This window comes from Sphingobium sp. GW456-12-10-14-TSB1 (assembly GCF_059424385.1).
The window spans coordinates 770,031-783,203 of record NZ_JBWKZI010000001.1 but is presented as its reverse complement, the minus strand read 5'-3'; the positions used below and the strand labels follow the sequence as shown (position 1 = coordinate 783,203).

Here is a 13,173-nt window from a genome sequence, read left to right as displayed (position 1 = left end):
GGCTCGGCCAACGGAACGGCCGAGCCATTTTTCGTAGTGGGCTACTGTTCGATCAGAAGCGCATGCCGACGCCTACGCCAAATACCAACGGGTCGAGCGCCAGCTTGACGCGCTGCACACCAGCGGCCGTGGTCGCCAATCGCGCCTTGGTGTTGATGTCGATATATTTGACATCGAAATTGAGGAAGATCTTCTCGTTCAGGTCGACATCGACCCCGACCTGCCCTGCCCAGCCGACGCTGTCCTTCATATGCACCTTGGTCTTGCCCACGGCTGTCTCCAGAGCCGTTGAGGCATCTTCTGCATAGAATAGCGTATAGTTGATGCCCGCCCCCACATAAGGCCGGATCGGGCCGTCGACGACCGGATGATATTGCATCGTCAGCGTCGGCGGCAATACCCACGTCGAGGCGAGCTTGCCGATGCTGCCGGTCGTACCGGTACGGCCGGTGGCGCTATGCTTCGTGGTCGCGGCGATCAGTTCGAAACCGATATGGTCGGTCGCCATGTAGGTGACGTCGATTTCGGGCATGACGCTGTTGTCGACCGACACTTTTTCGCCTGGAAAGGCCGGCAGGACACTGCCGCTCTTTTCGTTCGGCGCGACCATGATCGCACGTACGCGCAGCAGGATATCGCCTTGCTTGGCCTGAGCCGGACCAGCCACCAGTGCGCCCGCCATCGCGCCAGCCAGCAAGAAAGTCTTTATACGCATTATTGTCTCCGTCCCTGATGTTGCGGTCAATGACGCCTTGTAGGCCGGGCTGGCCGGTCGTTCCTTGACGCCGCGCAATCGGAGATTTGATCTTTCGCAATGCGGGGACGCGCGGCAGATGGCAGGCCGCTTTCCATGTTCCGATACCATCCCGATCTGCTGGCGGCCCCGGTGCCGCGCTACACCAGCTATCCGACCGCCGCACAATTCACCGACGCCGTCGGCGCCGAAGCGCTGGAGGAACGGCTCGACAGGCTACCGCAGGATGCGGGGATCTCGCTCTATCTGCACATCCCCTATTGCCACGACATCTGCTGGTATTGCGGGTGCAACACTGGTGCTGCGACACGGCCCCGCCGCCTCGCCACCTATGTCGATGCGCTGGAGCAGGAGATAGCGCTAGTCGCGTCCCGCCTGGGCGGGCGGCGGCGCGTCACCCATATCGCATTTGGCGGGGGCAGCCCGAATTCGCTGCCGCTGGTCGATTGGGTGCGCCTCAATCACCAGTTGCTGCTGTGCTTTGACACCAGCGATGCTGCGCTATCGGTCGAAATCGATCCCCGCCGCCTCGACCGGGCGTGGATCGACGCCATGGGGCAGATCGGCGTTTCGCGGGTCAATCTGGGCGTCCAGACCCTTGCGCCGCATGTCCAGCAGGCCATCGGGCGCGTGCAGCCTGTCGAGATGGTGGAAGCGGCGGTTGAGGGGCTGCGCCGGGCACAGATCGACGTGGGTTTCGACCTTATGTACGGCCTGCCGGGTCAGAGCGAAGCGGACCTGATTGAAACGCTGGAGACGAGCATCCGTCTGGCGCCATCGCGCATCGCCCTGTTCGGCTATGCCCATATGCCCCATCTGCTGCACCGCCAGCGCCGCATATCGCAGGCCGATCTTCCCGACATGGCCATGCGTTTTGCCATGGCGACACAGGGGCATGCGATGCTGACCGCCGCAGGCTATCGCGCCATCGGTTTCGATCATTTCGCACTGCCCGGCGACCCTTTGGCAAAGGCCGCGACCACCGGCAGATTGCGGCGTAATTTCCAGGGCTTTACCGAGGATGACAGCGACGTGCTGATCGGCCTGGGGGCCAGTGCGATCAGCCAATTTCCCGACCTGATCGTGCAGAATGAGAAAAATGCCGGGCCCTATCGAGACATGATCGGCCAACAGCGGCTGACGGCGACCCGCGGCGTAAGGCGCAGCGCCGACGATCAGAAACGCGGGCGATTGATCGAGCGCCTGCTGTGCGACGGCGCAGCGCCAAGCGACGGGGTCGTTCAATCGCGCGACCTGGCCAAATTCATCAACATGGGGATTGCCCGCCTGCACGACGGAATGATCGAGATCCGCCCGGAGGCGCAACCCTACGCCCGGTCGGTCGCGGCTTGTTTCGACGCCTATCTCCGCCCGCAGGAAACGCGGTTCAGCCATGCCGTTTAGCAAACTGATACTCGCGCTTGGGCTGATCGCCACCGCGCTTTCGACCACAGCCGATGCGACGACCCGCTCTCGGCGGGGCGGCTATTTTTGTGGCGAGCCGCCTGCCGACTGGTCGCCGCCCTGGGAGAAGCGCCAGTCCGACGACCATGACCGCCTCGCCTGCCATATGATGATGCGGGAACATCGCAAGAAGATGAAAGGCGCCTGAGCGCGCAAATGTGCGATCGACTTGCGTTCCGAGCAGGTCGCTGAACTGTCGGGGCCTTTGAGGTAGCGATGGCGCAGGGCAACGTCGCTCATTGACGCTAATTCTATGAAGGTCCGCTTGCCATAGAAGCCGTCGACCGGGGCAATGACGATGGCTCCCTGTCAAGGCGCTGGCGCATTGCCCCTCCTCCCTAGGTATAAGGGACGCCAAGGCCGGTTTGGTTTAGCCTCTCCTTGGAGAGGCTTGGGGCAGGAGAGGATCGTGCGGACTCTGATAGGCTTTCGGGGTCTGTTCCTGACTGGGGCCATAGCGATCGCAATGGGCCTTGGGGCATTGCTGAGCACAATAATCTACCTGCAGGGATCTACCCACATATTCTCGCAACGCGCGGACATGGCGCAGAAGCAGGTTCTATTGCTGGCACGGATAGACGCGGAAGCTGCGCAGATCCTGCTGAACCATTCCAGCGCAGCCCAGAATGAATTGAGTAACGCCATTGGAGCGTATTTCGAGAGCATATCAGCGGAAACGGCTTTGATCGGCGGCACTGAGCCGGAGCTTCGCTATCAGGCAGAGGAAGAGGCCAACGCACGATATTTGGTCTCGTTGCTACGATCCGGCTCCCCTGCCTTGCCAGACATCCGAGCAATGGTCCGGCACATCGCGGCAAAGGAAAACAGAGAAGCGGAAGTGGCGACACAGGCGGCGCGACAGGCGCAGCGCGACGCGTGGCGATTGATCCTTGCCATCAGTATCGTCCTGCTGGCCCTTCCGTTTGGAGGAGCGGTATTTCTTTGGCGCCACCTTGTGAAGCCGCTTGAAGCGGTAGCTCATGCGACGCAGTCCATCGCGCGGGAGGATGGGCGAAAGCCATTGCCCGGAAGTCATCTGTCGGAAGTGCGGCGGTTGATCGATCATTTCGAAAATATGGCGGAGGCGGTGGAAGCGAAAGTGGCCGCGCGAACGCGCGAACTGGAGCGGTTGAACCAAAAACTGACCGTCACCGATCAGCGCCGCCGGCTGTTTCTTTCAAAGGTGAGCCACGAACTTCGTACACCGGTAACGGTGATGCGTGGCGAGGCTGAAGTGGCCCTGCGCTTTGATGACAACATATTGGCGCTGCGGGATGCCCTGCATCAGATATTGGACAGCAACCTGTTCCTTGAACGGCGGCTTGATGATTTGCTGACCTTGGCGCGCGCCGAAGATGGTGCCCTGCCCCTGCGCTCCAGTCCCGTGGACCTCGCGCATCTTGCGCAACAGGTCGGCAAGAGTGCGGCCGGCTTTGCTTCCGCCAGCGGTGTCCGACTGGAGTTGAGCTCGCTCGACAAACCGATGCCTGTCATTGGCGACCCTGATCGGCTGCGGCAGGCGATGCTCGCGCTGATCGACAATGGTGTGAAATTCTCGCCACCGGGCGGCACGCTGCGATTGAGCGGGACATATGAGCAGGGTGAAGTGGGCATCGTCGTCACGGATGAAGGACCGGGCGTTGCTGAGAGCGAACTGGAGCGGATTTTCGATCCCTATGCGCAGGGTAAGGCAGGCCGTTCCCTTGGCGGCACTGGCCTTGGCCTGTCGCTCGCGCGCTGGATCGTGCATGCCCATGCCGGCGGGATCAGCGCCTTTAACAGATATGATGGAGAAGGATTATGCGTGTCGCTGAGGCTCCCGGCGCGGGCTTGAGGATATTGCTGGTCGAAGACGATCCGGGAATCGGCCGGTTCGTCCATCGCGGGCTGACAGCAGAAGGCTATGCCGTGGAATGGCAGACGCTGGGACGTCGGGCGCAATCGCGATTGGCATCGGGCCAGTTTCATGCAGCCATATTGGATCTGGGGCTGCCAGATGCGGACGGCGCGGACCTGTGCCGTGAAGCCCGTGCCCGGGGCAATGACCTTCCCATCTGCATGTTGACCGCCCGTGCGGAGCTGGAGGACAGGCTGGACGGCTTTCGCTGCGGCGCCGATGACTATCTCACCAAACCTTTCTCGTTCGAGGAATTGCTCGCGCGGCTTAATGTCATGATCCGACGCAGCGCCGCCCAATCGCGGGATCGGATCGTGCTGGATGAGTTGGTGGTCGATTTGCGCAGCCGATCGGCGCGAGTGGGTGAAGCGCTGCTCCCTCTCAGTCGCCGTGAGTTCGACCTGTTGCATTGCCTTGCGCGACAAGCGGGACAAGTCGTCACGCGAGGGCAGATACTGGATGAAGTGTGGGGGCAGGATGCAGAAATCACCGAAAATGCCGTCGACGTCTATGTAGGCTATCTCCGCAGGTATCTGTCGCATCACGAGAGAGCGCCCGAGCTTTCAACCGTCCGAGGAGTGGGATTTCTGCTTCGTCATCAGACCAAAGCATAAGCTATTCTGAGCAGTTTCTCAGAAAGCTATCAGGACCATCTCATAAAGCCCCGCTTACTCTTGGCTTCGACAAGCGGTGATGACCGCAGTCGGGCTTTAGGAGGATGCGATGATGGGAAGACGGGGGTGTCTGCTGGTTTCGGCCATGGCGATGCTGGTTGCGATGCCGGCGGTCAGCCAGCCTGCGGCGCAGAAACATGATTTCACAAAGGCCGGCGTGTCGTGGGAAGATATCCTCAACGACGAACATAGCACCGACAATGTGCTGATGTATGGCCTTGGCGTGAAGGCGCAGCGGTTCAGCACGCTGGATCAGATCAATGCCGATAACGCGAAGAAGGTTGTGCCCAAATGGGTGTTCTCCTTCGGCGACGAGCGGCAGCGTGGTCAGGAAAGTCAGGCGCTGGTCTATGATGGCGTCATCTATGTCACCGCATCATATAGCCGCGTCTTCGCGCTGGACGTCAAGACGGGCAAGAAAATCTGGTCCTACACGGCCCGCTTGCCTGACGACATCCGCCCCTGCTGCGACGTCGTCAATCGGGGCGCGGCCATTTATGGCGACAAGATCTTCTTCGGCACCTTGGACGCGGGCATGGTCGCGCTGGACCGCAAGACCGGCAAGGTCGTGTGGAACAAGAAATTCCAGGACCACAAGGCCGGTTACACCATGACTGGCGCGCCGACCATCGTGAAGGACAAGAAGACCGGCAAGGTCATGCTGATCCACGGGTCGTCCGGCGATGAATTCGGCGTGGTGGGCGAACTATATGCCCGCGATCCCGATACCGGCGAAGAAATCTGGATGCGTCCGATGGTGGAAGGGCATCAGGGTCGCCTGAACGGAAAGCCCTCAACCTTCACCGGCGATCCCAAAGCGCCCAGCTGGCCCAATGACAAGGACGGCAAGAAGGTCGAGGCATGGAGTCATGGTGGCGGTGCGCCGTGGCAATCGGCCACCTATGATGAGAAGACCAACACCATCGTCATCGGCACCGGCAACCCCGCGCCATGGAACACATGGAAGCGCTCGCCCGGCGACAGCCTCTATACGTCGGGACAGGTCTATATCGAACCATCGACTGGGGAACCGGTTGGCTTCTTCCAGCACACGCCCAATGACGCCTGGGACTTTTCGGGCAACAACCCGATCGTGTTGTTCGATCTGGAAAAGGACGGCAAGACGATCCGCGCTGGCGCCCATGCCGACCGCAATGGCTATTTCTTCGTGACCGACCTCGACAAGCTGACCAAGCGGGACGGAAAGATCAGCAAGCAGAAGGGCAGCGCGCTCGGCATCTATCCCTTCGTTCCCGACATCAGTTGGGCAAGCAAATGGGACGTCGCCAACGGCCGCCCGATCGAAAATCCCGGACAGCGCCCGCCGCCGCCCGCGCCAGGCAAGGAAAAGGGCGAAAGCATCCGGGTTACACCCAATTTCCTGGGCGGCACCAACTGGATGCCCATGTCGTATAACCCCGGCACCGGTCTCTTCTACATCCCGTCCAACGACTGGTCGGAAGATTATTGGACGGAAAATGTCACCTACAACAAGGGGGCGGCCTATCTGGGTCAGGGATTCCGCATCCGCAAGCAGTTCGACGATCATGTCGGCGTGCTGAGGGCCATGGATCCCAAGACCGGCAAGATCGCTTGGGAAGCCAAGGAGCCTCTGCCGCTCTGGGGTGGCAATGTCACCACCAAGGGTAATATCGTCATCCAGGGCACCAGCGATGGATATGTGAAGATCTTCAACGCCAAGACCGGCGAAGAGCTCTGGAAATTCCAGACCGGATCGGGCGTGGTGTCGGTTCCCATCACTTGGGAAGAGGATGGCAAACAATATATCGGCCTGGCGTCCGGCTATGGCGGCGCGGTGCCGCTATGGGGTGGCGACATGGCCGACCTAACGCGCACGGTCAGTCAGGGCGGCTCCTTCTGGGTGTTCGAATTGCCTGAAGTCTGAATTGTCTTGGCGCGGAGCCCGACACTCCGCGCGAAGCGTCCGGGCGGACCGCGACCTCCCTCGCGTCTCCGCCCGGACACCCCCTTTTGTCGTGGATCGGACCATCCCATGCGCTTCGCCTGCCTTGCCTTGATGATTGTCGCGGCTGCTGTTCCTGCCTATGCACAGCAGAAGATCGTCAATGTCGAAGAGCGTCCGACCCCGTGGATCGTGAATGGATGCACCATTGCCCCACGCACATCTTGCCCCGGCGTGGACTTGCGCTTTGCCGATCTGGCGAACGCCGATTTGACAGGCGCAGACCTTAGTGGAGCCAAGCTGTCGCGCGCTGACATGCGCCATGCGAACCTGAGCGGTGCCAATCTGAACGGGGCTGATCTTGATGGGGCGGACCTGTCCATCGCGTTTCTCAACGGCGCGCAATTGACGGGTGCATCGCTGCGCGGTTCCAATCTCGCTTTTGCAAGGGCTGGTCATGCGACCTTCGACCGTGTCGATTTTACAGCGGCGACACTCGAAAAGGCGCTGTTGAAAGGCGCGTCCTTCAAAGAAGCCAAGCTGATCCACGCCGATCTGCTGGAAGCGAAATTCTACGAAGCCAATCTGGAAAAGGCGATCATGGACGGGTCACGCATCCGCTTTGCGGTGTTTCAGGATGCCTGGATGAAGGATTGCACTGGCTGTCCAGCGAACTGGCAAAGCGGCGACACGGTCTGGCAGACCGAAGAAAAGGAACGGCTGCGCAATCAGCAGCGCTGATATCTGAAGTCGGCATCCTCCAGACAACCGCGCTGCTGATCGAAGATCCTTGCCTCAAGGCGATCTACGCGATGCGTAACCCGGACAAGCTGCGCCATTGCATCAGGATGCAAATGGTGGCCAGAATATCTTGTTGGCCCGGTGATCCTGTTGCCACAGACTTTCTCAAATGGCCTGGCCGCCCGAAACCTCGATGCGCTGAGCATTGACCCAGCGATTATCCTCGCCGAGCAGGCTCGCGATCATTGGTCCGATGTCGTCAGGCACGCCAACGCGTCCCAACGCGGTCATGTCGGCGAATTGCTGGTTCATGTCAGGTGTGTCGCGAACCGCACCGCCGAGAAAGTCGGTTTCGATCGCGCCTGGGGCAACGGTATTGACCGCGATGCCGCGGTTGCCGAGCTCCTTGGCGAGATAGAGGCTCAGAACCTCGATCGCTCCCTTTGCCGCGGCATAGGCGCCGAAGCCGGGCGCACAGAAGCGCGTCAGCCCTGACGAAAGATTCACGATGCGCCCACCATCGGCGATCAGCGGCAGCAGCGTCTGGGTCAGAAAAAACACGCCCTTGAAATGCACGTTTATCAGCGCGTCGAATTGCGCTTCGCTGGTGTCGGCGATGAGCGCATAGTCACCATGTCCGGCATTGTTGACGAGATGATCCAGGGTGTTGCGCCGCCAGGTCGTGCCCAGCACATCCTTGAGGCGCGTCGCGAAGTCGGCGAAACCGGCGACGTTGCCCGTATCGAGTTGCAGCGCGACAGCCTTCCGACCCATTGCCTGAATCTCCGCGACCACCTTGTCGGCGTCGCCGGAGCGGCTGTGATAGGTGACGATCACATCGCCTCCCTTGCGCGCGATGGCGAGCGCGGTGTTGCGGCCGAGGCCGCGGCTGCTGCCGGTAACAAGTGCGATCTTGGTCATGACAGGTCTCCTTCTTTTCGGTGAATCCCTTATGTCACGCTGGGGCGAGCCGGTGTTGCCGGAAGCTCGACGATCTTTGCCTAATTCTCCGAAAGAGGATGCGCGATCGTCTCGAACGCGATATGGTAGCGAAATGACCACGCTGCTTGACGCCGTCCGCCGCCACGCTGAAGTCCACGCAGATCGCGAGGGTATGGCGCCAACGCCGATTCAGGGCGTCTTCGCCGTGCGCGCGACCGCGACGGGCGACTTGAAGCACGATATCTCGCGGCCTTTGCTCTGCCTCGTGGTGCAGGGCGCGAAGCGCGTGACGATGGGAACGCAGAGCTTCGACTTTTCGGCCGGCGATTCGCTGCTGATCACCGCCGACGTGCCGACCGTCAGCCAGATCACGCGCGCCAGCATCGCAGCGCCATATTATTCGCTGGTCCTAGAGCTGGACCCGGCGATCATTGCTGACCTGGCTGGGCAGATGAAGGCCGTGAACTGCTCTGATTTAGCGCCGGTCAGGGTCGATCAAACTGACGTCGAAGTGGCCGATGCGGCGCTGCGTCTCATGCGGCTGCTCGATCGGCCAGCTTCCGTGCCGGTGCTGCAGGCGCAACTCGTTCGCGAAATGCACTGCTGGCTGTTGGCGGGACGGCATGGAGATGCGATCAGGCGGATCGGCTGGCCCGATGGCCATGTTGAACGTGTCGCCCGCGCGGTAGCCTTGTTGCGCACTGACTTCGCAAAGCCTCTGCCGATAGACCGCCTTGCCGCCGCTGCGGGAATGAGCTCGTCCTCGTTCCACCAGCACTTCAAGGCGGTGACGTCTCTCTCACCACTACAATTCCAGAAGCAGCTTCGCCTGATCGAAGCGCGGCGGCTGATGCATTCTGCGGGCGTTAGCGCGGCAACCGCTGCGTTCGCGGTCGGATATGAGAGCGTATCGCAGTTCACGCGCGAATATGGCCGTCTGTTCGGCTTGCCGCCGGTCAGCGACGCAAAGGCCACTCGTCAACTTGCCCAGGTAGCCGCCTGACCATTTTCGGGTCCAATCATGGCCTGAATGCCCCCAAATTCTATTCCAGTGCCCCCGTCGGTGCCCCCTTGTGGGCCGCGCCAGGGTGAGATGTCGTGAGACACAGCGCATCTCGCGACCATGGGAAAGCCTATAGCGGAAATGCGCTATAGAGATCATGATTAGGAAATGTGGTGGGCCCGGCAGGACTTGAACCCGCAACCTATCCGTTATGAGCGGACAGCTCTAACCAGTTGAGCTACAGGCCCCACCTTGTCAACGAACGCCCGATTAAGGAGCATCACGCCGCTTGGCAAGTCTCGATACGCATGGGCACCGCGTTAAGAAACTGATCGAGGCTGGCCGCCCTTACGCCCCGTTTCGCCAGATGGGTCAGTACTCTGTCCCACCAATTGTAAAAAGCGGCACGGTCGGCTTCGTTGCGGACATAGGGGGTATGGCCAGGCTCCAGCGTGGGCGAATGGAAGCTGAAATTGAGAACCGGCACGCCTTCTTCGATCAGGGCGTCGATTGCCGCAATGGCTTCGGATGCGGAGATGCCTTCTGGCGTCAGCGGCACCCGGCTCAACATGCGGGCGCGCGACAGGGCGCCGGCGAGCGGTCCCATCGTCTGGGCTGCGCGATAAAGGCGCTCACCTGCACCGCGCAGCAGGCCGACAAAGGCTGTCGACAATGGCAGTTCCACCAAGTTCCGGTCCGGCCCTGCCCAATAGGGGGTTTGGGGCAATCCGCAAAAGTCCGGGCCTTGCTGTTGGCTATAATCGAAGCGGCTGCGCACCGAACTGTCCAGGCGGAACCCGGCATCGCTAAGCAGTCGCGCACTGTTGGGGCCAACGCCGTAGCGGCCAGCGCGATAGGCAATGGGTCGCTGGCCAAAACGTTCCTCGATCCGGCGGCATAGCGCTTCCAGCTTGGCGCGCTCTACCGCTTCCGGCAGGAAACCGACATAGGAATTGGCGGCGTTCACCTTCTCGACATGGGGCGGGTTGACCCAGGGGTGAAGATGCGCGCCGACATCAGCAGTGCCATCGCTAACCCACTGCGCCATCATCGCTGACGCCGCGTCGCAATCGACCACCGGGAAATCGGTGACATAGACCGGCTTGATACCTGCCGCCGCGAAATAATCCTGCCCGCGCGCCATGCCGGACAAAGCCGTGACGCCATGGCCGGTACGGCTGAACGGCGCGTTCCAGTCGAATTCCTCTTCGGTATCGACAAAAAGCATGAACCGGGTGCCGAAGGCGGGATCGAGGGCGATCCTGTCCTGCGGCAAAGGCGGGGCCAGCAGGTTGCCGTCATGGGAGGAAACAATCATGCCCCTCCCCTTAGCGCGCAATGGTTGCCATAGGGTTGCCGTGCCCGTCAGGCGTGCTGCGTATCTTCCGCAATGCTGGCGGCGGGAATGGCGAGCAGCAAGCGCCCCGGCTCCACATCCAGACTGCCGCCGCATGTTCCGGCCAGGCTGCGGATCAGACGCAGCGAAAAGCCCAGCCCCAGCAGCGGTCCGTCGGCCCAGTCGCCATCGGACGTATAGCCGGGATCGAGCAATTGCGCTTCTTCCATACCTGCCAGACTGGATGGCCGGTCGATGGCCAGCACCACGCGCCCATTGCCCCCGTCGGGCTGGAACCAGCAGGCGCCCGTCACCGCTTCCCCCTTTGGCGCGACCGAAATCAGCGTGCGCAGCAAATGTTGCACCATGCGCTCCCCCTGCACCGGGTCGATCTGCACCGGCGGCAGGCTGGCTGCCATGGCGATATCGACCAACGCCCCACCCTGATCACGGAAGCGACTGGCGATCTGGCGCACCAGCAGTTCGGGATCGAGCAGTTGCGGCGTGCTGACATCGTCGCCGCGCGACACGCGGGCGGCGAGATCCAGATCATCGAATGCCGCAAGCAGATGGCGTGCATCGACCGCAATATTGCCAGCCATGTCACGATATTCAGCGCCCGCGGGACCGAACAATTCCTGTTCGATAATCTCGGCAAAGCCCAGAATCGCGTTCAGGGGCGTGCGCAGTTCATGCACCAGTTGGCGCAGCGAATCCGCCGACAGACCGCTCAGACCGTCGCGCGGCGGCGCTGGCTGTACCGCCACTTCATGCAGGAAGGGGCGACGCGCCTGACCGCGATACCCCTGAAACCGGCCGGATCGTGGATCGAAAAAGGGCGCGGCGGACAGTCGCCATTCGCCTGCCATCTTCCCACCGACAATCGCGAAACGGCCATTCTGGAACCCGCTGCGCCGGGCAAAGGCGCCCGCGACATGGCCGTCCGGCCCGCTGCCACCCTCCAGCGCTGCATCCCCCAGCGACAGGCCGATCAACGCCGCGCGTGGCCCGCGATCGATCCACAGAATGACGCCGGCGGCATCCGTCTCGAACGCGAAATCGCGCGGCGGGGCGCTGCGGTCAGCCGGCTCGTCCGCCAGCGGTTCCAGGGGCTGGGGCGGTGAGCGCGTGCTGGTGAATTGGGCAATCCGATCGACCAGATTGCGAATCTGGTCCTTGTCGCCCAATGGCGCGCGGAGCGGCGTGACCGTGCCGGCCTCGACCTCCGGCTCCTGCACATCGTTCGCGGGGATCATATCGGCGGTCAGCAGCATGTCGCTGTCCCCCACCATGTCGTCACGCACGGTCGTCAGCACCAGATCGGACGGGCCAAAGGCTTCGAGCGCCAGTCGCGTCGCTGGGCCGATGTCCCGTCGTCCGCGCAGGACACCACGCGCGGTAGGCGTCAGTCGCGGTAGCAGATCGTCCCAAACCATGTCGGGCAATTGCGCCCGCGCCATCGCTGCGGCGGCGATAGAGGGCCGGTCATGCGCAAAAAATTCGACCAGGCTGGCCGACCGCAGCCGACTGCCGAGTTCGACGACAGTCGCAATGCGCTGCGTTTCCGACATTTTGGACCGTAGCCCCGACAATCGATCGAGCAAGGCAGCCCGCTGATCCGCGGCCATCGGCATACGATCGGCGCGGTCATGCTGCGCCAGCAGATCGACACATTGACGCCACAACGTCACCGCGCCCAGCCCGGCTCGGTCGTCAGCGGCCAGCACTGTCTGCATCAGATCGTTGAAACGCACCAATAATCCCCATATGGCCGTGGCGCAAACCGGTGCCCGGTGCGCGCAGCGGCTGTTACGCACTACCGATAAGCCCTAGCCCTGCAAAGGAAAAGGGGTTGGTTACGCGAACGAAAGCGATCGTCGCATAGTGGGACAATTGCATTGCCCTGAAACATTATTATGATGGGACAGGAAATCAGGACAGGAAATAAGCACAATAATGGCCGGCCCGAATATCGACGACATTGACCTGCAAATTCTGGGCGAATTGCAACAGGATGGCAGGATGACCAACGTGGAACTGGCCCGCAAGGTGGGCCTGACCGCGCCGCCGTGCCTGCGCCGCGTCCGTTCACTGGAGGAAGCAGGCGCCATCACCTCCTATCATGCCGTGGTCGATCCGGGGATGCTGGGTTATACGATCACGGTGTTCGCGATGGTAAGCCTGAAAAGCCAGGCGGAAGCCGATCTCAAAGCCTTTCAGGACCATGTCGCTGAGCTGCCCGAAGTGCGCGAATGTCACATGCTGAACGGCGAAATCGACTTTATTTTGAAGGTTGTAGCGAAAGACCTTCAGAGTTTTCAGCAATTTCTGACGTCCAAGCTGACGCCAGCACCCAACGTGGTGAGCGTCAAAACATCGCTTACCATCCGCACGTCGAAAAACCTGCCGGGCGTCCCCTTGCCGGTATAAGTGGCAGG

Annotated in this window: 12 protein-coding genes, 1 tRNA gene and 1 pseudogene; 9 read left to right on the top strand and 5 right to left on the bottom strand. The window is 61.5% G+C overall.

What is annotated here, in order from left to right; all coding sequences use genetic code 11:
* Positions 1 to 52: 52 nt before the first annotated feature.
* The gene (locus tag AC07X9_RS03735; protein ID WP_086485483.1) at positions 53 to 715 is read right to left on the bottom strand and encodes an OmpW/AlkL family protein; all 663 of its coding nucleotides are present in this window, start codon (positions 713 to 715) and stop codon (positions 53 to 55) included.
* Positions 716 to 850: 135 nt separating this feature from the next.
* Here AC07X9_RS03735 and hemN point away from each other — a divergent pair, with 135 nt between their 5' ends.
* The 7 genes and pseudogenes from hemN to AC07X9_RS03700 form a co-directional block, all read left to right on the top strand.
* Positions 851 to 2,158 (top strand): oxygen-independent coproporphyrinogen III oxidase, encoded by a 1,308-nt coding sequence (hemN, locus tag AC07X9_RS03730; protein WP_017183486.1) that lies wholly within the window; start codon positions 851 to 853, stop codon positions 2,156 to 2,158.
* On the top strand, positions 2,148 to 2,366 hold the full coding sequence (locus AC07X9_RS03725; protein WP_017183487.1) for a hypothetical protein: 219 nt from the start codon (positions 2,148 to 2,150) through the stop codon (positions 2,364 to 2,366). The genes hemN and AC07X9_RS03725 overlap by 11 nt, the downstream gene beginning before the upstream one ends.
* A 144-nt stretch (positions 2,367 to 2,510) precedes the next feature.
* Positions 2,511 to 4,052, top strand: coding sequence for a sensor histidine kinase (locus AC07X9_RS03720; RefSeq protein ID WP_244917187.1), 1,542 nt, complete (start codon positions 2,511 to 2,513; stop codon positions 4,050 to 4,052).
* Positions 4,019 to 4,729: a response regulator transcription factor gene (locus AC07X9_RS03715; protein WP_026002450.1), complete on the top strand. Its 711-nt coding sequence runs from the start codon at positions 4,019 to 4,021 to the stop codon at positions 4,727 to 4,729. Before AC07X9_RS03720 ends, AC07X9_RS03715 begins: the two co-directional genes overlap by 34 nt.
* 109 nt (positions 4,730 to 4,838) lie before the next feature.
* The gene (locus AC07X9_RS03710) at positions 4,839 to 6,695 is read left to right on the top strand and encodes a PQQ-dependent methanol/ethanol family dehydrogenase (RefSeq protein WP_095687085.1); all 1,857 of its coding nucleotides are present in this window, start codon (positions 4,839 to 4,841) and stop codon (positions 6,693 to 6,695) included.
* A gap of 108 nt (positions 6,696 to 6,803) precedes the next feature.
* Positions 6,804 to 7,454 (top strand): pentapeptide repeat-containing protein, encoded by a 651-nt coding sequence (locus AC07X9_RS03705; RefSeq protein WP_017182662.1) that lies wholly within the window; start codon positions 6,804 to 6,806, stop codon positions 7,452 to 7,454.
* An 11-nt stretch (positions 7,455 to 7,465) separates the two neighbouring features.
* Positions 7,466 to 7,552 (top strand): annotated as a pseudogene (locus AC07X9_RS03700) (RNA polymerase sigma factor SigJ); the annotation flags it as partial.
* Between the two features lie 67 nt (positions 7,553 to 7,619).
* Here AC07X9_RS03700 and AC07X9_RS03695 read toward each other — a convergent pair.
* Positions 7,620 to 8,375, bottom strand: coding sequence for an SDR family oxidoreductase (locus AC07X9_RS03695; RefSeq protein WP_017182663.1), 756 nt, complete (start codon positions 8,373 to 8,375; stop codon positions 7,620 to 7,622).
* 133 nt (positions 8,376 to 8,508) lie between these two features.
* On the opposite strand from AC07X9_RS03695, the gene AC07X9_RS03690 reads away from it, so the two are divergent.
* A complete protein-coding gene (locus AC07X9_RS03690; RefSeq protein ID WP_086485481.1) occupies positions 8,509 to 9,399 on the top strand; it encodes an AraC family transcriptional regulator in 891 nt (296 codons plus the stop codon).
* A gap of 171 nt (positions 9,400 to 9,570) precedes the next feature.
* On the opposite strand, the gene AC07X9_RS03685 is transcribed toward AC07X9_RS03690, so the two are convergent.
* The 3 genes from AC07X9_RS03685 to AC07X9_RS03675 form a co-directional block, all read right to left on the bottom strand.
* Positions 9,571 to 9,647: transfer RNA gene (locus AC07X9_RS03685), tRNA-Ile, on the bottom strand.
* Between the two features lie 32 nt (positions 9,648 to 9,679).
* On the bottom strand, positions 9,680 to 10,717 hold the full coding sequence (locus AC07X9_RS03680; protein WP_017182665.1) for a polysaccharide deacetylase family protein: 1,038 nt from the start codon (positions 10,715 to 10,717) through the stop codon (positions 9,680 to 9,682).
* 47 nt (positions 10,718 to 10,764) lie between these two features.
* Entirely contained in the window at positions 10,765 to 12,492 is a 1,728-nt protein-coding gene (locus AC07X9_RS03675; RefSeq protein WP_017182666.1) for a sensor histidine kinase, read from the bottom strand.
* A gap of 199 nt (positions 12,493 to 12,691) precedes the next feature.
* On the opposite strand from AC07X9_RS03675, the gene AC07X9_RS03670 reads away from it, so the two are divergent.
* Positions 12,692 to 13,165, top strand: a complete 474-nt coding sequence (locus AC07X9_RS03670; protein ID WP_006950751.1) for an Lrp/AsnC family transcriptional regulator — start codon at positions 12,692 to 12,694, stop codon at positions 13,163 to 13,165.
* Positions 13,166 to 13,173 lie beyond the last annotated feature (8 nt).

Excerpts from the sequence above, each read along its gene's own strand:
- AC07X9_RS03690 (WP_086485481.1), top strand. The coding sequence starts at position 8,509 with ATGACCACGCTGCTTGACGCCGTCCGCCGCCACGCTGAAGTCCACGCA.
- AC07X9_RS03670 (WP_006950751.1), top strand. The coding sequence starts at position 12,692 with ATGGCCGGCCCGAATATCGACGACATTGACCTGCAAATTCTGGGCGAA.
- AC07X9_RS03695 (WP_017182663.1), bottom strand. The coding sequence starts at position 8,375 with ATGACCAAGATCGCACTTGTTACCGGCAGCAGCCGCGGCCTCGGCCGC.
- AC07X9_RS03720 (WP_244917187.1), top strand. The coding sequence starts at position 2,511 with ATGACGATGGCTCCCTGTCAAGGCGCTGGCGCATTGCCCCTCCTCCCT.
- AC07X9_RS03680 (WP_017182665.1), bottom strand. The coding sequence starts at position 10,717 with ATGATTGTTTCCTCCCATGACGGCAACCTGCTGGCCCCGCCTTTGCCG.
- AC07X9_RS03735 (WP_086485483.1), bottom strand. The coding sequence starts at position 715 with ATGCGTATAAAGACTTTCTTGCTGGCTGGCGCGATGGCGGGCGCACTG.
- AC07X9_RS03705 (WP_017182662.1), top strand. The coding sequence starts at position 6,804 with ATGCGCTTCGCCTGCCTTGCCTTGATGATTGTCGCGGCTGCTGTTCCT.
- hemN (WP_017183486.1), top strand. The coding sequence starts at position 851 with ATGTTCCGATACCATCCCGATCTGCTGGCGGCCCCGGTGCCGCGCTAC.
- AC07X9_RS03725 (WP_017183487.1), top strand. The coding sequence starts at position 2,148 with ATGCCGTTTAGCAAACTGATACTCGCGCTTGGGCTGATCGCCACCGCG.
- AC07X9_RS03715 (WP_026002450.1), top strand. The coding sequence starts at position 4,019 with ATGCGTGTCGCTGAGGCTCCCGGCGCGGGCTTGAGGATATTGCTGGTC.
- AC07X9_RS03710 (WP_095687085.1), top strand. The coding sequence starts at position 4,839 with ATGATGGGAAGACGGGGGTGTCTGCTGGTTTCGGCCATGGCGATGCTG.